This window comes from Dactylosporangium sp. CA-233914, assembly GCF_050942935.1.
Taxonomy (GTDB): Bacteria; Actinomycetota; Actinomycetes; order Mycobacteriales; family Micromonosporaceae; genus Dactylosporangium.
In genome coordinates this window covers 12,675,701-12,692,577 of sequence record NZ_CP192030.1, presented here as the reverse complement: position 1 = coordinate 12,692,577, position 16,877 = coordinate 12,675,701, and the positions used below count along the sequence as shown (strand labels likewise).

General features: G+C 68.2%; 15 protein-coding genes, 1 tRNA gene and 1 pseudogene. 6 read left to right on the top strand and 11 right to left on the bottom strand.

Going from position 1 to position 16,877, the window contains the following annotated elements; all coding sequences use genetic code 11:
• Window positions 1-194: 194 nt before the first annotated feature.
• Both ACQPY0_RS56835 and ACQPY0_RS56830 read left to right on the top strand, forming a co-directional pair.
• Entirely contained in the window at window positions 195-419 is a 225-nt protein-coding gene (locus ACQPY0_RS56835) for a helix-turn-helix transcriptional regulator (protein ID WP_432981561.1), read from the top strand.
• The gene (locus tag ACQPY0_RS56830; RefSeq protein WP_432981558.1) at window positions 416-1,804 is read left to right on the top strand and encodes a tyrosine-type recombinase/integrase; all 1,389 of its coding nucleotides are present in this window, start codon (window positions 416-418) and stop codon (window positions 1,802-1,804) included. The genes ACQPY0_RS56835 and ACQPY0_RS56830 overlap by 4 nt, the downstream gene beginning before the upstream one ends.
• A 102-nt stretch (window positions 1,805-1,906) precedes the next feature.
• On the opposite strand, the gene ACQPY0_RS56825 is transcribed toward ACQPY0_RS56830, so the two are convergent.
• Both ACQPY0_RS56825 and ACQPY0_RS56820 read right to left on the bottom strand, forming a co-directional pair.
• Window positions 1,907-3,025 carry a Shedu immune nuclease family protein gene (locus ACQPY0_RS56825; RefSeq protein ID WP_432981555.1) on the bottom strand — a complete coding sequence of 373 codons (1,119 nt, stop codon included), beginning with the start codon at window positions 3,023-3,025 and terminating at the stop codon, window positions 1,907-1,909.
• Window positions 3,026-3,267: 242 nt separating this feature from the next.
• Window positions 3,268-3,358 (bottom strand) — tRNA-Ser (locus ACQPY0_RS56820).
• Window positions 3,359-4,201: 843 nt separating this feature from the next.
• Between ACQPY0_RS56820 and ACQPY0_RS56815 the strand changes: the two genes are divergently transcribed.
• Complete coding sequence (locus ACQPY0_RS56815; RefSeq protein WP_432981552.1) at window positions 4,202-5,158, top strand: NAD(P)H-quinone oxidoreductase; 957 nt, start codon at window positions 4,202-4,204, stop codon at window positions 5,156-5,158.
• Here the strand turns inward: ACQPY0_RS56815 and soxR are convergent.
• A complete protein-coding gene (gene soxR / locus ACQPY0_RS56810) occupies window positions 5,145-5,591 on the bottom strand; it encodes a redox-sensitive transcriptional activator SoxR (protein ID WP_432981549.1) in 447 nt (148 codons plus the stop codon). The genes ACQPY0_RS56815 and soxR overlap by 14 nt on opposite strands.
• Window positions 5,588-6,286 carry a glycosyltransferase family 2 protein gene (locus ACQPY0_RS56805; RefSeq protein WP_432981546.1) on the bottom strand — a complete coding sequence of 233 codons (699 nt, stop codon included), beginning with the start codon at window positions 6,284-6,286 and terminating at the stop codon, window positions 5,588-5,590. Before ACQPY0_RS56805 ends, soxR begins: the two co-directional genes overlap by 4 nt.
• 103 nt (window positions 6,287-6,389) lie before the next feature.
• Between ACQPY0_RS56805 and ACQPY0_RS56800 the strand changes: the two genes are divergently transcribed.
• Window positions 6,390-6,779, top strand: a complete 390-nt coding sequence (locus tag ACQPY0_RS56800) for a PPOX class F420-dependent oxidoreductase (protein WP_432981543.1) — start codon at window positions 6,390-6,392, stop codon at window positions 6,777-6,779.
• 141 nt (window positions 6,780-6,920) lie between these two features.
• Here ACQPY0_RS56800 and ACQPY0_RS56795 read toward each other — a convergent pair whose 3' ends face one another.
• Together ACQPY0_RS56795 and ACQPY0_RS56790 are read right to left on the bottom strand one after the other, a co-directional pair.
• On the bottom strand, window positions 6,921-7,130 hold the full coding sequence (locus ACQPY0_RS56795) for a BldC family transcriptional regulator (RefSeq protein WP_344610657.1): 210 nt from the start codon (window positions 7,128-7,130) through the stop codon (window positions 6,921-6,923).
• A gap of 1,756 nt (window positions 7,131-8,886) precedes the next feature.
• Window positions 8,887-9,726, bottom strand: coding sequence for a hypothetical protein (locus tag ACQPY0_RS56790; RefSeq protein ID WP_432981539.1), 840 nt, complete (start codon window positions 9,724-9,726; stop codon window positions 8,887-8,889).
• Between the two features lie 145 nt (window positions 9,727-9,871).
• Between ACQPY0_RS56790 and ACQPY0_RS56785 the strand changes: the two genes are divergently transcribed.
• Window positions 9,872-10,930 (top strand): Glu/Leu/Phe/Val dehydrogenase dimerization domain-containing protein, encoded by a 1,059-nt coding sequence (locus ACQPY0_RS56785; protein ID WP_432981536.1) that lies wholly within the window; start codon window positions 9,872-9,874, stop codon window positions 10,928-10,930.
• Between the two features lie 230 nt (window positions 10,931-11,160).
• The gene (locus ACQPY0_RS56780) at window positions 11,161-11,385 is read left to right on the top strand and encodes a DUF3073 domain-containing protein (protein ID WP_432981533.1); all 225 of its coding nucleotides are present in this window, start codon (window positions 11,161-11,163) and stop codon (window positions 11,383-11,385) included.
• Window positions 11,386-11,761: 376 nt separating this feature from the next.
• On the opposite strand, the gene amcA is transcribed toward ACQPY0_RS56780, so the two are convergent.
• The 5 genes and pseudogenes from amcA to ACQPY0_RS56755 all read right to left on the bottom strand — a co-directional run bounded on the left by amcA (window position 11,762) and on the right by ACQPY0_RS56755 (window position 16,604).
• The gene (gene amcA, locus ACQPY0_RS56775; protein WP_432995850.1) at window positions 11,762-11,899 is read right to left on the bottom strand and encodes a multiple cyclophane-containing RiPP AmcA; all 138 of its coding nucleotides are present in this window, start codon (window positions 11,897-11,899) and stop codon (window positions 11,762-11,764) included.
• A gap of 33 nt (window positions 11,900-11,932) precedes the next feature.
• Window positions 11,933-13,034: pseudogene (gene amcB, locus ACQPY0_RS56770) on the bottom strand (cyclophane-forming radical SAM peptide maturase AmcB); the annotation flags it as partial.
• Window positions 13,035-13,243: 209 nt separating this feature from the next.
• Window positions 13,244-14,398, bottom strand: a complete 1,155-nt coding sequence (gene purM / locus ACQPY0_RS56765) for a phosphoribosylformylglycinamidine cyclo-ligase (protein WP_432981530.1) — start codon at window positions 14,396-14,398, stop codon at window positions 13,244-13,246.
• 61 nt (window positions 14,399-14,459) lie between these two features.
• Window positions 14,460-16,025 carry an amidophosphoribosyltransferase gene (purF, locus tag ACQPY0_RS56760; protein ID WP_432981527.1) on the bottom strand — a complete coding sequence of 522 codons (1,566 nt, stop codon included), beginning with the start codon at window positions 16,023-16,025 and terminating at the stop codon, window positions 14,460-14,462.
• Between the two features lie 225 nt (window positions 16,026-16,250).
• Window positions 16,251-16,604: a sterol carrier family protein gene (locus tag ACQPY0_RS56755; RefSeq protein WP_432981524.1), complete on the bottom strand. Its 354-nt coding sequence runs from the start codon at window positions 16,602-16,604 to the stop codon at window positions 16,251-16,253.
• Between the last annotated feature and the right edge of the window lie 273 nt (window positions 16,605-16,877).

The following is a 16,877-nucleotide window of genomic DNA, read 5'->3' as shown; positions in this document are numbered from 1 at the left end:
GAATCCGCGCAATCCGCAGAACCCTTACGCCACCCGCCATTTCGTGGATTCCGCGGATATCGCGGCGGCACCTCGACCGCCACCCGCAACCTGTCTTCCCCCCTCGGCAGCCCACCGGACCAAGGCGAAAGGCCCCTCGCTTGCCGCATCGATCGATCGCTGACCACCGCACCATCCACGGGGAGGACTGCCGTATGTACACGCCCAACGTCACCCGGCTACCCAAGACGCGCGGCGGCGAGCTGCTCACGCTCGCCCAGGTGCTCGCCGAGCTGGACGTACCGAAGTCGACCTTTTTCCGCTGGAAGGCCATCGGCAAGGCGCCCCGAACGATCAAGTACCCCAACGGCAGTCTCCGCATTCGCCGCACCGATCTTGACGCCTGGCTCACCGCCCACGAGGAGGACGCCGCAGCATGAGCACCTACGACGTGCGCATCTGGGCAATCGGCACTTATGAAGTGAAGGACCGAAAGACCGGGAAGAGAAAGGACGCGTACCAACTGCGCTGGCTGGTCGCAGGCAAGCGGTTCAGCAAGGCGTTCCAGACGCAAGCGTTGGCGGAGAGCTTCCGGTCCAGACTCATCGTCGCGCAGCGCGAAGGCGTTGCGTTCGATGAACCAAGCGGACTTCCCGAACCGATGGCGCGGGAACTACGAGCTTGCTCGTGGTTCGAGCACGCTATCGAATTCGTGGACATGAAGTGGCCGCGCGCTGCAGCCACGCAGCGCAAGTCGATCGCCGAGAGCCTTGCAACCGTGACACCAGCGCTGCTATCGACCGATCGTGGCGCTCCGACCGACGCGGAGATCCGACGCGCTCTGTACAGGTGGGCGTTCAACAAGGCTCAGCGAGACGCCGGCCCGCCGCCGGACGAGCACGTCCGCGCCATTGACTGGTTGAGGAAGAACACGGTCAAGCTCACGGCGTTGACGGACGCTGGACTTGTCCGAAAGGCGTTGGACCAGTTGGCGTTGAAGACGGACGGCAAGGCGGCGGCACCGAACACGGTGGCACGGAAGCGAGCTGTCTTCTACGGCGCACTCCGACACGCCGTTGAACTCCGCCGGCTGGATGCGCATCCTGTGGATTTCGTGCAGTGGTCCGCTCCCAAGAACGATGAGGAAGTAGACCGGCGCGTCGTCGTCAACCCTGCACAAGCCCGATCGCTCCTGGATGCCGTGGCGCAGAAAGATCCGCGTCTCAAGGCGTTCTTCGGCTGCATGTACTTCGCGGCGCTTCGGCCGGCTGAGGTCCTGCATCTGCGCCTCGACGACTGCCGACTTCCAGAAGGCGGGTGGGGCTCGCTGCATCTTGCGGGGTCGACGCAACGAGCCGGCCAGGACTGGAGTGACAGCGGCGAAGTGATGGAAGACCGCGCGTTGAAGCACCGCGCGATCACCGCAACGCGTATTGTTCCGGCGGCGCCTGAACTGGTCCGGTTGCTCCGCCACCACATCGGCGAGTACGGCGCGGCAGCCGACGGTCGGCTGTTCAACCGACGCTGGCACCAGCGGGGTCCGGTGTCGAAGGAGACCTACAGCCGCGTATGGCGTCAGGCTCGGGCTATCGCGTTGAGTGAGGCTCAGCAGCGCTCACCGCTGGCGAAGGTGCCATATCACCTCCGGCATGCGGCCGTGTCGCTCTGGCTAAACGCCGGCGTTCCTGCGACCCAGGTTGCCGAGTGGGCAGGGCACAGTGTCAACGTCCTACTCAAGGTGTACGCCAAGTGTATCGACGGCCAGGACGAGGCTGCGCGGCGCCGTATCGAAGCGGCGTTGCGGCAAACGACCGAACCGCGATAACGGGACGGCGAATCCGCTAATTCTGCGAATTTGACGGCCACCGTTGTGAGGTCAGTTGGCATGACACCACAACGGTGGACCGTTGGCGCGTGGCATCGGTGTCTACTGAATTAGGGCGCGGAGGCTGCCGAGTAGCTGTCGACCGGACGTTACTAGATCGTCGAATGTTACGACGTCGATCAAGTTACTGTTGATACTCCAACGTCGAAGCTTGCTTTCTTGACGAGCAGTGAGCGCCGACCGTCTTCCAATAACCAGCAAGCCGCGCGGGTTCTCGATGTTTGGTAAGGAGCTTCGAGCATATTCCCCGTGCTCCGCTACCCAGCCCTGGAAGTCAAGTACCTGTCCAAGAGCGTGCGAGAACTCACGCGTAAAATCGTCGCTTGAGTTGAAGATTCGATCTTGGGGTTTCTCAATTTCGACCACGAGGTACCGCAGGTCGTGGCGGCGGATTACGAAATCAGTGACATACTCGGTCCCCAGTCGATGCTTGGGAATGACCTCTGCGGCTAGGGGATCGAGCACCGTCGGGTGAGTCTTGAGGAATTCCTGATATCGTTCCTCAGGCAAATTCTTTGAAACCAGTGCTTCAAAGTCGTCAAGAATAGACGCGGGCACTGCGATGGAGCCAGCCGCCAAAACCTTCATTACGTGTTCGGTGAAGTCATTAACGCCGCCCACAACCTGGTTCTTGTTTGCTTCCAGGCTTGCGAGCGTCAGAATTTTTGCAAATAGCGCTTTGTCCTCTTTGGAATTGACAATCAGCTCGTCAAGCGTCGCTCGCGCTTTTGCGCGAATCGCGCTGGGAATCTCGAAATGAACCTCTGAGGCGGAAGAAGCGTAGCCCTCCGCCGGTAGTCGTTTGTTGGATGCCGCGAGCCATAGAGCTTCGATCCCGTAGTTTGCCCAGTTCTTGTAGCTGTCGTCGAGAGCAACTTCCGCCAGCATCCGGATCCCGGCATCGCCAGCCAACACTGCAGTTGCGGCGGCGAGTTGCGCGTAGCTCATTCGTTCTGTACCGCCAAACCGACGACGCTCATCCCGCAGAACTTGCTCGGCGAGATCGATGCGCCCAGCTTTGCCGAGCGCCAGGAAGACCTCAGTTACGCGCTGCATCGCCTCCCGGTATGGGTCGAACTTGTCGTGACGGTCGGGATCATCCCGGGAAGGAGCCCGGGTTTGTCCGTCCAGCCAATCCATTGTGTAGGAATCAAGATTCACTGGGGTGTCCAAGTCGTGTGTCGATGACGGACGAGCACCCTACCAGGACGAGGCGTGACGAGGATCGCATCAGACTCTGGTCTCCCGGCCATTGCTTGGTCGGGCGCGATCTCATGCACGGCTCATGCACAACCAGCGGGCCGCAGCGGGTTTCGGTGAGATCCAGCGAGATGGCGGGCCGATTGACGGAGACGCCCGTTGGGTGGCGTTCGAGCTGCTCAGCGGGCGTTTTGGCGGATCACTGGCGGAGGGCGTGGGATTCGAACCCACGGAGACGCGGAACGCCTCACCGGTTTTCAAGACCGGCGCCATCGGCCACTAGGCGAGCCCTCCAGCGCAACGACGTTAAGTGTGCCAGATCGCCGCTCGTCCCACTCTGTCACCCACGTGAGGGAGGTCGTTCGGGTGGTGTCTCGGGGCCGGGTGAGGGACCGCTGGACGGTGAACCCTGGGACATAGTGGGGCAAATGCCACCCCAAAGCGTCTGAGCTGCGCAGACTCGGGGTCTAGGGCATCTCGGACGGGGGATGGGACCAGTGCACCTCTTCTTCAACGATCCTCGGGCGCCGTACGTCACCCGGCATCGGCGGATTCTCCGGCCCTCGTTGGCCGGGCTTGTCGTGGGCGGGGTCGGGGTCGCGGCGCTCGGCGTGATCGTCGGGGTGGCCGGGTACGACCCCCACACGAAGGCGCCGGCGCCGGCCGCGCGGGACGGGGGGTTTGCCATGCCGGTGGCCACGCCCCGGGCGGGCGGGGGCGATGCCAATGGGCCGCTCGCCGTCGGTACCGTCCCGGCCGCGCCAGTGCCCATCCTCGATCTCGGTGGGCCGGTGGGCGCTTCGCCCGGAAGTACCATCAAAAATCCGGACACGTCCGGAAAACGTGGCGAGAGTTCCCCCGCTCGGCCTCGCACGACTCCAGGTAGCACCTCGGTTGCGATCCCCACCAAGAACCCGGCCCCGGCTCCGGCCAGCGAAGAGCCAGCAGAGGAGCCCGTGGAGGAGCCGGTGGAGGAGCCAGCAGGGGGCCCGGCGGAGAACCCGGCCGAGGAACCGACCGCAGGCCAGGACACGGATCAGGACGGCAGCTGGATCGGGCGGCACCGGTGGCATCAGGACCGGCGTGGATGGGACGTCCAGCGGTGGCATCCGTGGTGGCAACCGCGATGATGGAGGCGTGCATGCGATCACGATCGAGCGGCCCGGTGGACCCGAAGCGCTGCGCTGGACGGAGGTGCCGGACCCGGCCCCCGCCGCCGGCGAGGTGCTCATCGAGGTGGTGGCCGCGGGCGTCAACCGGGCCGACGCGCTGCAGCGGCAGGGGAACTATCCGCCGCCCAAGGATGCCCCGCCGTACCCGGGCCTTGAGGTCTCCGGGCGAGTTCGAGCGCTCGGCGAGGGGGTTCACGGCTGGCAGGTGGGCCAGGAGGTCTGTGCGCTGCTGGGCGGAGGGGGCTACGCGCAGCTCGCGCTGGCGCCAGCGGGGCAGCTGCTGCCAGTACCGAAAAATGTCGATCTGATCGAAGCGGCCGGACTGCCCGAGGTTGCCGCGACCGTGTTCTCGAACGTGGTGGACCTCGCGCGGCTCCAGCCCGGCGAGACGCTGCTGGTGCACGGTGGCGGGAGCGGGATCGGCACGTTCGCGGTGCAGCTGGGGAAGGCCCTTGGCGCGGAGGTCGTGGCCACGGCGCGGGCCGGGAAGCATCAGCGGCTGCTGGAGCTGGGCGCGGACCGGGTCATCGACTACACGGCCGAGGACTTCAGCAAGATTACCCAGGCCGACGTGGTGCTCGACATCATGGGCGGCGGGTATCTCAAGCAGAACGTCGACGCCCTGAAGGCGGGCGGGCGGCTCGTGGTCATCGGCCTGCAGGGCGGGCGGCGGGGCGAGCTGGACCTCGGCCAGCTGCTGGTGAAGCGGGCGCTGGTGGCGGGTACGACGCTGCGGGCTCGTTCGGCGGCGGAGAAGGCCGCGATCGTGCGCGGGGTGCGCGAGGAGATCTGGCCACTGGTCGAAGAGGGCATGGTACGGCCGGTGATCGACGAGCGGTTCCCGATGACCGCGGCGGCGGAGGCGCACCGGCTGCTCGAGTCGAACGAGCACTTCGGGAAGATCCTGCTCACGGCCGTGTGAGGATCACCGGGCCCGAGCCCTTGGTCGCGAGGCGGTCGTCGGTGTTGACCAGGCGGCAGGTCTTCAGCGACAGGCAGCCGCAGCCGATGCAGCCGGTGAGCGTGTCGCGGAGGCGTTCGAGGAGCTCGATCTGCTCGTCGAGGTGGGTGCGCCAGCCGGCGGAGAGGCGGGCCCAGTCGGCCTTGGTCGGTGTGCGGTTGGCCGGCAGGGAGGCGAGCGCCTCCTTGATCGTCTCCAACGGCACGCCGACCTGGGCGGAGATGCGGATGAACGCGACGCGGCGCAACTGGGTGCGCTCGTAGCGCCGCTGGTTGCCGCCGGTGCGGGTTGCCTGGATCAGCCCCAGCTTCTCGTAGAACCGCAGCGCGGACGGGGCGACGCCGCTGCGGGCGGACAGTTCCCCGATGCTGAGCAGGTCGTTCGGGCGGCTCAAATGCTGCGGGACGGCTTGCGGACGCGTTCGCGGGACAGGATCCACAGCGCCTCGACCCCGTCCTTCCAGGTGATCTTCTTGCCCTCTTCGCGGGTGCGGGCGCGGTAGGAGATCGGCACCTCGAACGGCCGGTGGCGGTTGCGCAGCAGCTTGCCGGTCACCTCGGCCTCCATGCCGAAGCCGGCCGAGCGCACCTGCAGCGAGCGGTAGAGCGAGACGGGCATCAGCTTGAAGCACGTCTCGAGGTCGCCGAGGTAGCAGTTGTACAGCATGTTCGCGGCGGTCGTGACGGCCTTGTTGCCCATGACATACCAGAACGAGAAGGAGCTGTGGCTGCCGAATGTCCGATTGCCGTAGACGACCGTGGCCCGGCCGTCCAGCACCGGCTCGAGCAGCTTCGGGATGTCCTGCGGGTCGTATTCGAGGTCGGCGTCGAGGATGACCATGTAGTCACCGGTCGCGTTCTCGACCGCGGTCTTGATCGCCGCGCCCTTGCCACGGTTGCGCGGGTGGACGACCACGCGCAGTCGCTCGTCGCGGATCCCGCCGAGAATCTCGGCCGTGCGGTCACGGCTGCCGTCATCGACGATCACGAGTTCGATCTCGGTCGGGTAGTTCACGTCGAGTGCCTGCTTGACGGCGTCGGCGACGCGCACTTCCTCGTTGTAGACCGGCATCAGGATCGACAGCTTCATCACGATCTCCGGAGGGGATTGGGCTGGACCATCAGAGTAACTCCCCGTCACTCTGGCGTGTGATGGACCCGTTGGGGGTTGCGGTGCTCGTACGGTGTGTCGTATGACGGACACTCCCGCCACCGCGGAGCAGTTGGGCGAGGAAGAGTATCTGCTGGTCACTACGTTTCGCCGGGACGGCACCCCGGTGCCCACGCCGGTGTGGGCCGCGCGCGACGGTGACGCGCTCATGGTCTGGACCGTGGGCGACTCCGGCAAGGTCAAGCGCATCCGCCGCGACGGTCACGTGACGGTCGCGCCGTGTAACGTTCGCGGCAAGCCGAAGGGCGACCCGGTCTCCGCGCACGCCGAGATCCTCGGCCCCGAGGGCGGTGTCGCGGCACGCGAGCTCATCAAGCGTAAGTACGGCCTGAAGGGTCGCCTGTTCGTCTGGGCGAGCATCCGCCGCCGGGGCGCCGATGCCACGGTCGGCCTTCGCATCACGCTGGTCTGAACGCCGGATTCCCTTGCCAGGCAACGCATCTGGGTGAACACAAAGCAACGCGCTCGGATCACCGGGGGGTGACGATCCGAGCGCGTTGCGGAAAGAAGCGTGTCGTTTGGCGCTGGGGGGTGACGCGATGTACTGTCTGCGTCAGTCGCCCTGGCGTTGGGTGGGGATTTGGCCCTGGAGCAGGGCCCGTACCTCCGACTCGCGGTAGCGCCGGTGGCCACCGAGCGTACGAATGGCGCTCAGCTTGCCCGCCTTCGCCCAGCGGGTGACGGTTTTCGGGTCGACGCGGAACATCGACGCGACCTCAGCCGGCGTGAGCAACGGCTCAGGTTCATGCGTTCGAGATGGCATCGGTCACTCCTCCACAGGTACCCAGGAACGCCGGCCGGGGTCCCGCCGGTCGACGCGTTTCCTATGGTCCGGCTAGTCCCCGATGTCCGACATGGGCCGAACGGCTACAGGTCCCTGTATGGACGGATGATGAATAAGTGAATTTTCCCATTTTGATGCCACGAAATGGGATAAAAGGGGACTCATTTTGACGGAGGGTGAGCGATCCACCACGAATCTAGCTCACTCTCCGGGGTGACGGGTAGCCCACAAAACTGATCCAATTAGTCATAACGGACATCGTTCGGGTGCGATTCGGTTGCCGTGGGTGACACTCGATCGGGTGGGTGACGAACCGGACATTTAGCATCGTCAACCTCTTGACTCGGGCCCGCGTCACTTGCGGACCGTCCCTCCCGCGAGACACCGTTCGGCCGCGGCCGGCCTCTCTGCCACGCCCGCGCCGCCAAGAACCCCCGGCCTCCGGCCGCGACAACCAACCCGCCTCCCCCGCCGTTCATAACGCACATGCCTCCGGCTCCCGCCGGGTTCAACGGCCCCGAGTACCTGGCGGCCCGCCCGGCACCCGTGACGCGCACGGCTCCGGGGCCTGTTGGGGTCACCGGCCCGGAGTGCTGGCAGCTCGCCCGGCACCCGTGACGCGCACGGCTCTGGGGCCTGTTGGGTCACCGGCTCGGAGTGCTGGCGGCTCGCCCGGCGTCCGTGACGCGCACGGTCCTGGAGTCTGTGGGGTCACCGGCCCGGAGTGCTGGCGGGTCGCCCGGCGTCCGTGACGCGCACGGTCCTGGAGTCTGTGGGGTCACCGGCCCGGAGTGCTGGCGGGTCGCCGAGCGCCCGTGAGCGCATGGCTCCGGGTTCTGCCGGCGTCGACGGCCCCGGGCGGCTGGCGGCTCGCCCGGCACCCGTGACGCGCCTGCCGCCCGGGGTTTACCGAGACCAATGGCCCGAGCGGCCGGACGAAGAATCCCGCTCCCCGCGATCCGGATCTTCGAGACTCGAAGCACAGGTCGACGGGCCACGGCTCGACAGTGCTGGGACGCCAATCGTCATGCCGAGCTGCGACTGAGAATGCATCCGCAGTCCGCCCCAAAACTCTGCGCGTCGGCGCGGCGAAGCTCGATCTTGATCCGCTGGCGGTGCTTTTATGACCCGCCAGGTGATAAATCCTGACAATGCTGGAGGGCGCGACCCGGGAAGGGTTCGCCGGCACGGGTTCCGCTAGCTCGACGACAGCCCGGCCAGCGGCCCAATCAATCGGCCCGTGGCCGTGGGCCTGTGGCCCGTGGCCGTGACTGTGGCTGGTGACCGTGACCGTGACCGTGACTGTGGCTCGTGGCCGTGGCCCGTGGCCGTGGCCCGTGGCCGTGGCCCGTGGCCGTGGCCTGTGGCCCGTGACCTGTGGCTTGTCGCCATGCCATGGCCTGTTACCCACGGCCTTGTAGCCCGTGGCCTGTGGTCGACGGCGGGCCCGGCCGCACCGTTCCCGCCTCCTGGCTGGCATCTTCGGTGGCGTCGAAGTCGCGCCCCCAGTCGGGTCCCGGCCGCACACCGAGAACACGAGCGGCCATGACCCGACCGACGGCCGCTCCTATGCCCCGTCGGGCGACAAATCCGACAAAAATCCCCCACAATGGGCGCCCGTATTGCGGCAGGTCGAGCGCCGAGGCGCCGCCACGACGGGCGCGACCCTGGACGGCCGTCGGTCTCTCCAAGCGCGGAGGCGCCCGATTTACCGCGCTTCGCCCCGAACCAAGACCTAGTTGCAGCGCTCCAGCAGCTGCACCGAACGCCACCGCTCGACGAGCTTCTCGTACGTCTCCGTCGCCGCGTCCGCGTCCCCGCGGGCCACGTTCGACAAGCCCGCCGACACCAGTCCGGGTGAGTCGTCCGCCGCCAGTGCCTCGTCCGACATCAGGTTGACCAGGCCGCCGTAGTCGAGCTCCACGATCGAACGGGAGTGGAACTCCTCCAGCCAGCGGGCCGTTTCCTCGACGGCGACGGTGATCGGGGCGTCTCCTATGGCCCGGCGCAGCACCGCATAGGCCCGGTGCGCGCGGCGGCGGGCCTTCGAGATTTCGGTGCGGTAACGCAGGACGCGCCGGCCCTGGCGCAGGGACAGCTCCCGCTCCTCCAGGTCCACGAACACGAACCAGCGCAGGGGTACGCCCCACGTGGCGACCTGCTCGTGGACGCGGGGCAGGCCGCGCTCGAGGACTCGGTCGCCGCTTCGCCAGTCGTCGACGATGGTCTGGGCCAGGCCGGCAAGCACAGGGGGTACGAACGCGTCGGCAATCACGCTGGGAACGCCGTCGCGGGCCGTCAGAGCCGCCTCGGCGACGCGGATGCGCAGGTTCCACGGGCAGACGAGCAGCGTGTCGTCCGCCTCCAGGACGTAGGCCTCCTCGGGCAGGGCCGGCAGGCGGGTCCAGCCGGCCCCGAGGGCCTCCAGAACCGCGGTGCGCTGGCGGACCGGACCGTCGGACAGGGCGACGGCCCGGCCCTCCTTGACGTAACGACGCCAGTACAGCTGGTGGTCGCGGTCGAAGGCGGCCAGCGGCTCGTACACCCGCAGGTATGACGCGAAGAGCGACGGCACGGCCCGATCGTCGCACGAAACGGCCGAACGACGCGAAGGCGCCCTCGATCCCGGGGTGACGTGTCGGCGTTAGGGTCGAACCACCGCCACTCCGTGAACAGCTCCGTCTCACGAGGACGGGTCGCGACTCGCATCGGGAGCATCCATGGGTGTCTTCACCAACAACCACGAGCAGGTCGTGTTCTGCCACGACCGCCAGTCCGGCCTGCGGGCCATCATCGCCGTCTACTCGACCGCCCTCGGGCCGTCGCTCGGGGGGACCCGCTTCTATCCGTACGCCTCGGAGGAGGACGCGCTCCACGACGTCCTGGATCTCTCGCGCGGCATGGCGTACAAGAACGCGCTCGCCGGGCTCGACCTCGGCGGCGGCAAGGCGGTCATCTGGGGCGACCCGGACAAGGACAAGAGCGAGGCGCTGCTGCGGGCGTACGGCCGCTTCGTGCAGTCCCTCGGCGGCCGCTACTACACCGCCTGCGACGTTGGCACCTACGTGCAGGACATGGACGTCGTGGCGAAGGAGACGCGTTACGTCACCGGCCGCTCCGAGTCTCACGGCGGCGCCGGCGACTCCTCGGTGCTCACCGCCTACGGCGTCTTCCAGGGCCTGCGGGCCGCCGCCGAGCACCGCTGGGGCACCCCGACGCTCGCCGGGCGCCGGGTCGGCATCGCGGGCCTGGGCAAGGTCGGCAAGCACCTGACCCGCCACCTGCTCGAGGACGGCGCCGCGGTGGTCGCCACCGACGTCTCCGAGCGGGCGCTGGGCTGGGCCAGGTCCACCCACCCCCAGGTGGACCTCGTCGACAGCAGCGAGGCGCTGATCGCCGCCCCGATCGACGTCTACGCCCCGTGCGCCCTCGGCGGCGCCCTCAACGACGAGACGGTCCCGCTCCTGCGAGCCAAGATCGTTGCCGGCGCGGCCAACAACCAGCTGGCCCACCCCGGGGTCGAGAAGCTCCTCGCCGAGCGGGACGTGCTCTACGTCCCGGACTACGTGGTGAACTCCGGCGGGGTCATCCAGGTGGCCGACGAGATCGAGGGCTTCAACTTCGCCCGGGCGAAGGAGCGTGCGGGACGGATCTACGACACCACCAAGCAGATCCTTCAGCTCGCCGACGCCGAGGGCGTGCCCCCGGCGCTGGCCGCCGATCGGCTCGCCGAACGGCGGATGGCCGAGGTGGGAAGGCTCCGTACCATCTTGGTGTAGACATGCGCGGGGGCTCGGAGCGGACGTGACGACCTCCCGGCCGTGGTGGTGCTTACCCGTCGGTTACCCGACCGGTCCGGTCGGGTAAGCAACGCCACCGAAATGGTCGGTAGGGGCGAGATGCCGAAAGGTGCCCGCGACATGTACCGTAAGAGCCACGAGAGATGCCTGACGTTGTCGGGGCCTGCCGGTAATGGCTGCCCCGTAATTCTGTGCGAGGGGGTCGAGCCATGGGGCGCGGCCGTGCGAAGGCCAAGCAGACTAGGGTGGCCAGGGAGTTGAAATATCACTCCCCAAACACCGACCTCGAAGCGTTGCAACGCGAGCTCGCGGCGGGCAGCCCTAAGTCACGCGACGACTACGCCGAGTATGACGGAGTCGACGAAGAGGCTGACGACGAGGACGATTACGACGACCCCTCTAGCGACGGTGATTGGCGCTCACGGGGTCGTTGACCATCGTCGCCCAGTCTGGCTCGACTGGCTTCGCGCAGGTCGACCCAGACCGGGCGTCAACCCGGCTCACGGGCACGTGGACAACCACGTGCCCGAGTCGTGTTTCACACACCCGCACGGCGGTCGTTCTCTCGACGGCCCGCCATGCGGGTGTCTTGGCGTAGCCACCGCCGCCGGGCGTTCCCACGCACCCGTCGGCGCGGTCACGCTCCGTCCGGCATCACCAGCCACGGCTGGCGCTCAGCCGCGCCCGATGTAAGGGGTGCCCCCGCGCCGAGCCGTGCGGTGATGAGCGCCGGCCGGAGACCGCGCCAGCAGGCCGGCGCCCACCTGGCGATGAGCGCTGCCCACATGCGCGCCGGCTGGCAAGCGACCTCTACCTGGGACGGTTGTTCCAGTTGTAGAACGTCGGGATGTTCTCGAAGTGGTTCCAGGCGCAGACGGCGCTCGCGCCGTCCTCGCCGGTCGCCTCCGCGCGGGCGGCCCGTGCCGCGGCAGCCTCCTCCAGCAACACCCGCAGACCGTCCGCGGCCTCGTAGACGCGCTCGGTGACCGGGTCAGCATGCTCCGGCATGGTCGAGTACTCCCTCCAGAAGGCGTATCTTGCTGTTGCGGCAGTGGTTCGTCTCGGTGCCGTCGAACCTGCCGTGCTCGAAGTAGCGGTTCGCCGCGTGGGCACCGCCGCAGAAGCCGAAGTACGGGCAGCTCGCGCGGCACGCCTCGACACCGCGCAGATACTGCGGGATCCACCCCGCCGACGTCGCCGCCCCGGCCAGGATCGTCGCCAGCGGGGTCTGCAGCACGCTGCCGGAGGAGAAGTCGCCGTAGCGCGGGTCGGTGAACCCGGCCAGCTCCGGCGAGAGCAGGAACACGCGTCCGTCCGCGGCGATGGTCGGGATCGGGTCCAGGGCGCCGGGCAGGATGCCGTCGGCGCGGCCGGCGAGCACCGCCCCGGCGTATCGCAGCGTCCACTCGATCTCGCGGACATGGATCCGCGGGTCGAGCCGCCACGCCGCCACCAGCTCCGCCCAGAACGCGCGCACGTCATCGGCGGCGAACGCGTTCGCGCGGGCGTTCACGCCCTCCTGCTCCTCGATGTTGATCCCGAGGACCTCACAGCCGAGCCCGAGGAAGTACTCGTAAAGCCCCGCCGCCAGCCCCGGCCGCGGCCGCGTGACCACGCAGAGCGCCGAAAATGGCACCCGATGCCGGCGGAGCGTCTCGATGCCGCGCAGGATTTGGTGGTACGCCGGGGAGCCTGCCCGATTCACCCGCTCTCCGTTGCGCTCCTCCGGCCCGTCGACGCTCACGGACACGTGCACTGCGCGCTCGGCGAAGAACTCGCACCAGGCGTCGTCGATGAGGGTCGCGTTGGTCTGCACGTGGTGCTCGACACCGGCGAACGGGGCCATGAGCTCGGCGAGGGCCTCACGCCCGGCCGCGAGCGGCTCGCCGCCGTGCCACACGACCGAGAAGCGCTCGTCGCGGGCCGCCCACGGGTTCACCGACTCGGCCACCGCCGCGGCCACGGCGGGGCTCATCCGGTCGTTGCGGGACCGGAAGGGGAGGTAGCAGTAGGTGCAGTCAAGATTGCACAGGGTCGTCGGCTGCATGACCACATAGCCGGGGACCGGCGAGATGCCTTGCATGCCGCTCCACGACACCGCCCCGTCCTCCTTTTGGGTGTAGGGACGTGTCGCTTCAGCCTAGGTCCAACGCCGCGCCGCGGTAAGCCCCAGTTGATCGAGTTTCTCCGTACCCGCCTATTCCGACACCCGCTCAGTTCTTAAGAACGCGTCCGGGGGCGGCGCCGGTTGTCCCGGCGGCCGCCCCCGCGTCGTAAGTTTCGTTCCGCGGCTCAGCCGCGGGTGTGTGAGCCGACCATCTGCACGGTGCCGGTGCCCTCGATGACCTCGCCGACCTGCCACGCGTCCAGGCCGCGGCCGGCCAGGAAGGCCAGGGTGCGGTCGGCGTCCTCGGCGGAGACGACGGTCATCATGCCGATGCCCATGTTGAAGGTGCTCTCCATCTCCGAGTCCTCGATGCGGCCCTTGGTCCGGACCAGCTCGAAGATCGGCTGCGGCCGCCAGGTGGAGCGGTCCACGACGGCGTCGAGGTGCTCGGGCAGGACCCGGACCAGGTTGCCGGGGATGCCGCCGCCGGTCACGTGCGCATACGCGTGGATGTCGGCCTCCTTGATGAGGTCCAGGCAGTCCTTGGCGTAGATGCGGGTCGGAGTGAGCAGCTCCTCGCCCAGGGTGCGCTGCTTGCCGAACTCGTCGATGACGGAGTCCAGGCGCATCCGGCCGGCGCCGAGCAGCACGTGGCGGACCAGCGAGTAGCCGTTGGAGTGCAGGCCCGTGGAGCGCAGGGCGATCACCGCGTCGCCGACCTCGACCCGGTCGCGGCCGAGGATCGCGTCCTCCTCCACGACGCCGACGCCGGTGCCGGAGATGTCGTACTCGTCGGGGCGCATCACGCCCGGGTGCTCGGCGGTCTCGCCACCCAGCAGCGCGCAGCCGGCGTAGCGGCAGCCGTCGGCGATGCCGGCGCCGATCTCGGCGACCCGGTCCGGCACGACCTCGCCGCAGGCGATGTAGTCGAGCAGGAACAGCGGCTCGGCACCGCAGGCGACCAGGTCGTCGACGACCATGGCGACCAGGTCGATGCCGACCGTGTCGTGGATGCCCATGGTCTGCGCGATGGCCAGCTTCGTGCCGACACCGTCGGTCGAGGAGGCGAGGATCGGGCTCTTGTACTTCTTGAGGTCGAGCCGGAACAGCCCCGCGAAGCCGCCGATGTCGCCCATCACCTCGGGCCGGTGGGTCCGGTGCACCTTGGTGCGCAGCAGCTCGACGGCCTGCTCGCCGGCGTGGATCGACACACCCGCGTCCGCATACGTCACGGTCTTTCGGCGGCCCCGGCCGTTGCCGGCCGTCCACAACTGCCGCTCGGGGGTGCTGCCCTGACCGGTCTGGCCGGCCTTGTCGGCGCGCTCATCCACGTGCGTCACTTTCTCCCCTTTGATTGCCTTTGCGGCGGGCGGCCACCGCGGTATGTCTCGGGTGGGCGGGTCACGGGCGCAGCAGCGCGCCCGAACCGCCCACGCTGGCGGCGACGCTCGCCACGCCGCCGTCATTCGTGGTCGGTGCGGCTCCGGCGGCGCGCGCGACGCCTTCCAGCACGTGCTTGCCGATCACGTTGTCGGCCGGCAGCTCGATCGGGTAATGCCCGTCGAAGCAGGCGCCGCACAGCCGGGTGGCCGGCTGCTCGGTGGCCGCGACGAGGCCGGGCAGGGACACGTAGCCGAGGGAGTCGGCGCCGATGGAGCGGCGGATGCCCTCGAGGTCGAGGCCGTTCGCGAGCAGCTCCGCCCGGGTGGCGAAGTCGATGCCGTAGAAGCAGGGCCACTTGACCGGCGGGGAGGAGATCCGCACGTGTACTTCGATGGCGCCGGCCTCGCGCAGCATGCGTACGATCGCGCGCTGGGTGTTGCCCCGCACGATCGAGTCGTCGACGACGACGAGCCGCTTGCCGCGCACGTTGTCGCGCAGCGGGTTGAGCTTGAGTCGGATGCCCAGCTGGCGGATGGTCTGGGACGGCTGGATGAAGGTGCGCCCGACATAGGCGTTCTTGATCAGGCCGTGGCCGAACGGGATGCCGGACTCGGTCGCGTAGCCGATCGCGGCCGGCGTGCCGGACTCCGGCACCGGGATCACCAGGTCGGCCTCGACCGGGTGTTCGCGGGCCAGCGTGCGCCCGATGGCGACGCGGGCCGCGTGGACGTTGCGCCCCGAGATGGTCGTGTCGGGGCGGGCGAGGTAGACGTATTCGAACAGGCAGCCCTTCGGGTCGGGCGTGCCGAAGCGGCTGGAGCGCAGCCCGTGCTCGTCGATCGCGATGAGCTCGCCCGGCTCGATCTCGCGGACCACGCTCGCGCCGACGATGTCCAGCGCCGCGGTCTCGCTCGCCACGACCCAGCCGCGCTCGAGGCGTCCGAGCACCAGCGGGCGGACGCCGTTGACGTCGCGCGCCGCGTAGAGAGAGTCCTCGTCCATGAAGACGAAGCTGAACGCGCCGCGCAGGGTCGGCAGCACCTCCAGCGCGGCGGCCTCGACCGACAGGTCGGGGCGCGCGGCGAGCAGGGCCGTCACCAGGGCGGTGTCGTTCGTCGCGTTGATCGCGTCCGGTTCCATGTCGGGCAGCTCCGCCACCCGGCGCGCGAGCTCGGCCGTGTTGACCAGGTTGCCGTTGTGCGCCAGCGCGATCGTCGTGCCCGCCCGGTCGCCACCGCCGCGGGTCGAGCGCAGCGTCGGCTGGGCGTTCTCCCAGGTCGAGCCGCCGGTCGTCGAGTAGCGCGCGTGGCCGATCGCGATGTGGCCACGCAGGCTCGCCAGGGTCGGCTCGTCGAAGACCTGCGACACCAGGCCGAGATCCTTGTAGACCACCACACCGGATCCGTCGGACACCGCGATGCCGGCCGCCTCCTGCCCACGGTGCTGCAGTGCATACAGCCCGTAGTAGGTCATCTTCGCGACCTCTTCGCCCGGCGCCCAGACGCCGAACACACCGCACTTGTCCTGGGGACCTGGACGCTGGGGGTCGAGCTCGTGGCTCAACCGGCCATCGCCTCGGGGCACTTGCCGCTCCTGTCGTCGCAGTTGCCTTGGGGTGGCTGAGTGAAGAACCTTGTGTGTGGTGGCGGGAAGATGGCTCTCAGGTTGACCCGGGCCGTCCGGCCGGCGGCGCTTCTACGCCACACGCTGGGTCGTCGTCGCGGGGAACAGTGTACGCGAGGTTTCGGGCATGACGCAGAGCGACGTATCGAAGGCTGTTGGTAGCAGCTGGCTGGGCGGTTTGCTGTGCTACAAGGGTAGATAATCGGATAAATCCGCCCGAACCCCGCTCGCACGAATCTTCCCCGCCATGACGGCTTCGTGCCAAGATCTCCGACCCGTGGCGATCTCGACCCACGTGGTCGGGTCGGTCTCGACGACATTGGGTGGCGTACCTCTCGTATGTCTTGGCCCCTCGATGCACTGAATCGCGCCGTACGGAGGAATGCGGACCTCCACCGAACGTCCGGGTGCGCGTGTCCGCAGGTCGGCCAGGAGTTCCCGGACGGCGTCGCGCAGGGCGGGACGGTCCGGATCGACCCCGTCGTCCAGTGCATGTAGGACGGTTTGCACCGTGCCGGAATATCGGTGCGGAGTGGACATAAGCGGACGATACGACCGCCTGTGGGCGGCTCGCAACACTCGGCGGGTTTCGCCGACCCCTCCGGACAGGGCATAGTTTGCGGCGGCGCACCATGCAAGGCGAGTCTCGCTCGCGTGTTGGACCATAGACGGACATGCTCGGCAGCGACGCTCGGGTGAAGGTCAAGATCCGGAGGGGTGTGGACGTGACTGCGCACCGACGAGCCCTGCTGCTCAGAGCGGGGGCGGTGGCTGTTCTGGCGGCGAGCGCTCTGTTGGGCATATCAACACCTG

Coding starts and splice junctions, on each gene's coding strand:
- ACQPY0_RS56835 (WP_432981561.1), top strand. CDS start 195: ATGTACACGCCCAACGTCACCCGGCTACCCAAGACGCGCGGCGGCGAG.
- ACQPY0_RS56830 (WP_432981558.1), top strand. CDS start 416: ATGAGCACCTACGACGTGCGCATCTGGGCAATCGGCACTTATGAAGTG.
- ACQPY0_RS56805 (WP_432981546.1), bottom strand. CDS start 6,286: ATGAAGCTGTCGATCCTGATGCCGGTCTACAACGAGGAAGTGCGCGTC.
- ACQPY0_RS56800 (WP_432981543.1), top strand. CDS start 6,390: ATGACGGACACTCCCGCCACCGCGGAGCAGTTGGGCGAGGAAGAGTAT.
- ACQPY0_RS56795 (WP_344610657.1), bottom strand. CDS start 7,130: ATGCCATCTCGAACGCATGAACCTGAGCCGTTGCTCACGCCGGCTGAG.
- ACQPY0_RS56785 (WP_432981536.1), top strand. CDS start 9,872: ATGGGTGTCTTCACCAACAACCACGAGCAGGTCGTGTTCTGCCACGAC.
- ACQPY0_RS56780 (WP_432981533.1), top strand. CDS start 11,161: ATGGGGCGCGGCCGTGCGAAGGCCAAGCAGACTAGGGTGGCCAGGGAG.
- ACQPY0_RS56755 (WP_432981524.1), bottom strand. CDS start 16,604: ATGTCCACTCCGCACCGATATTCCGGCACGGTGCAAACCGTCCTACAT.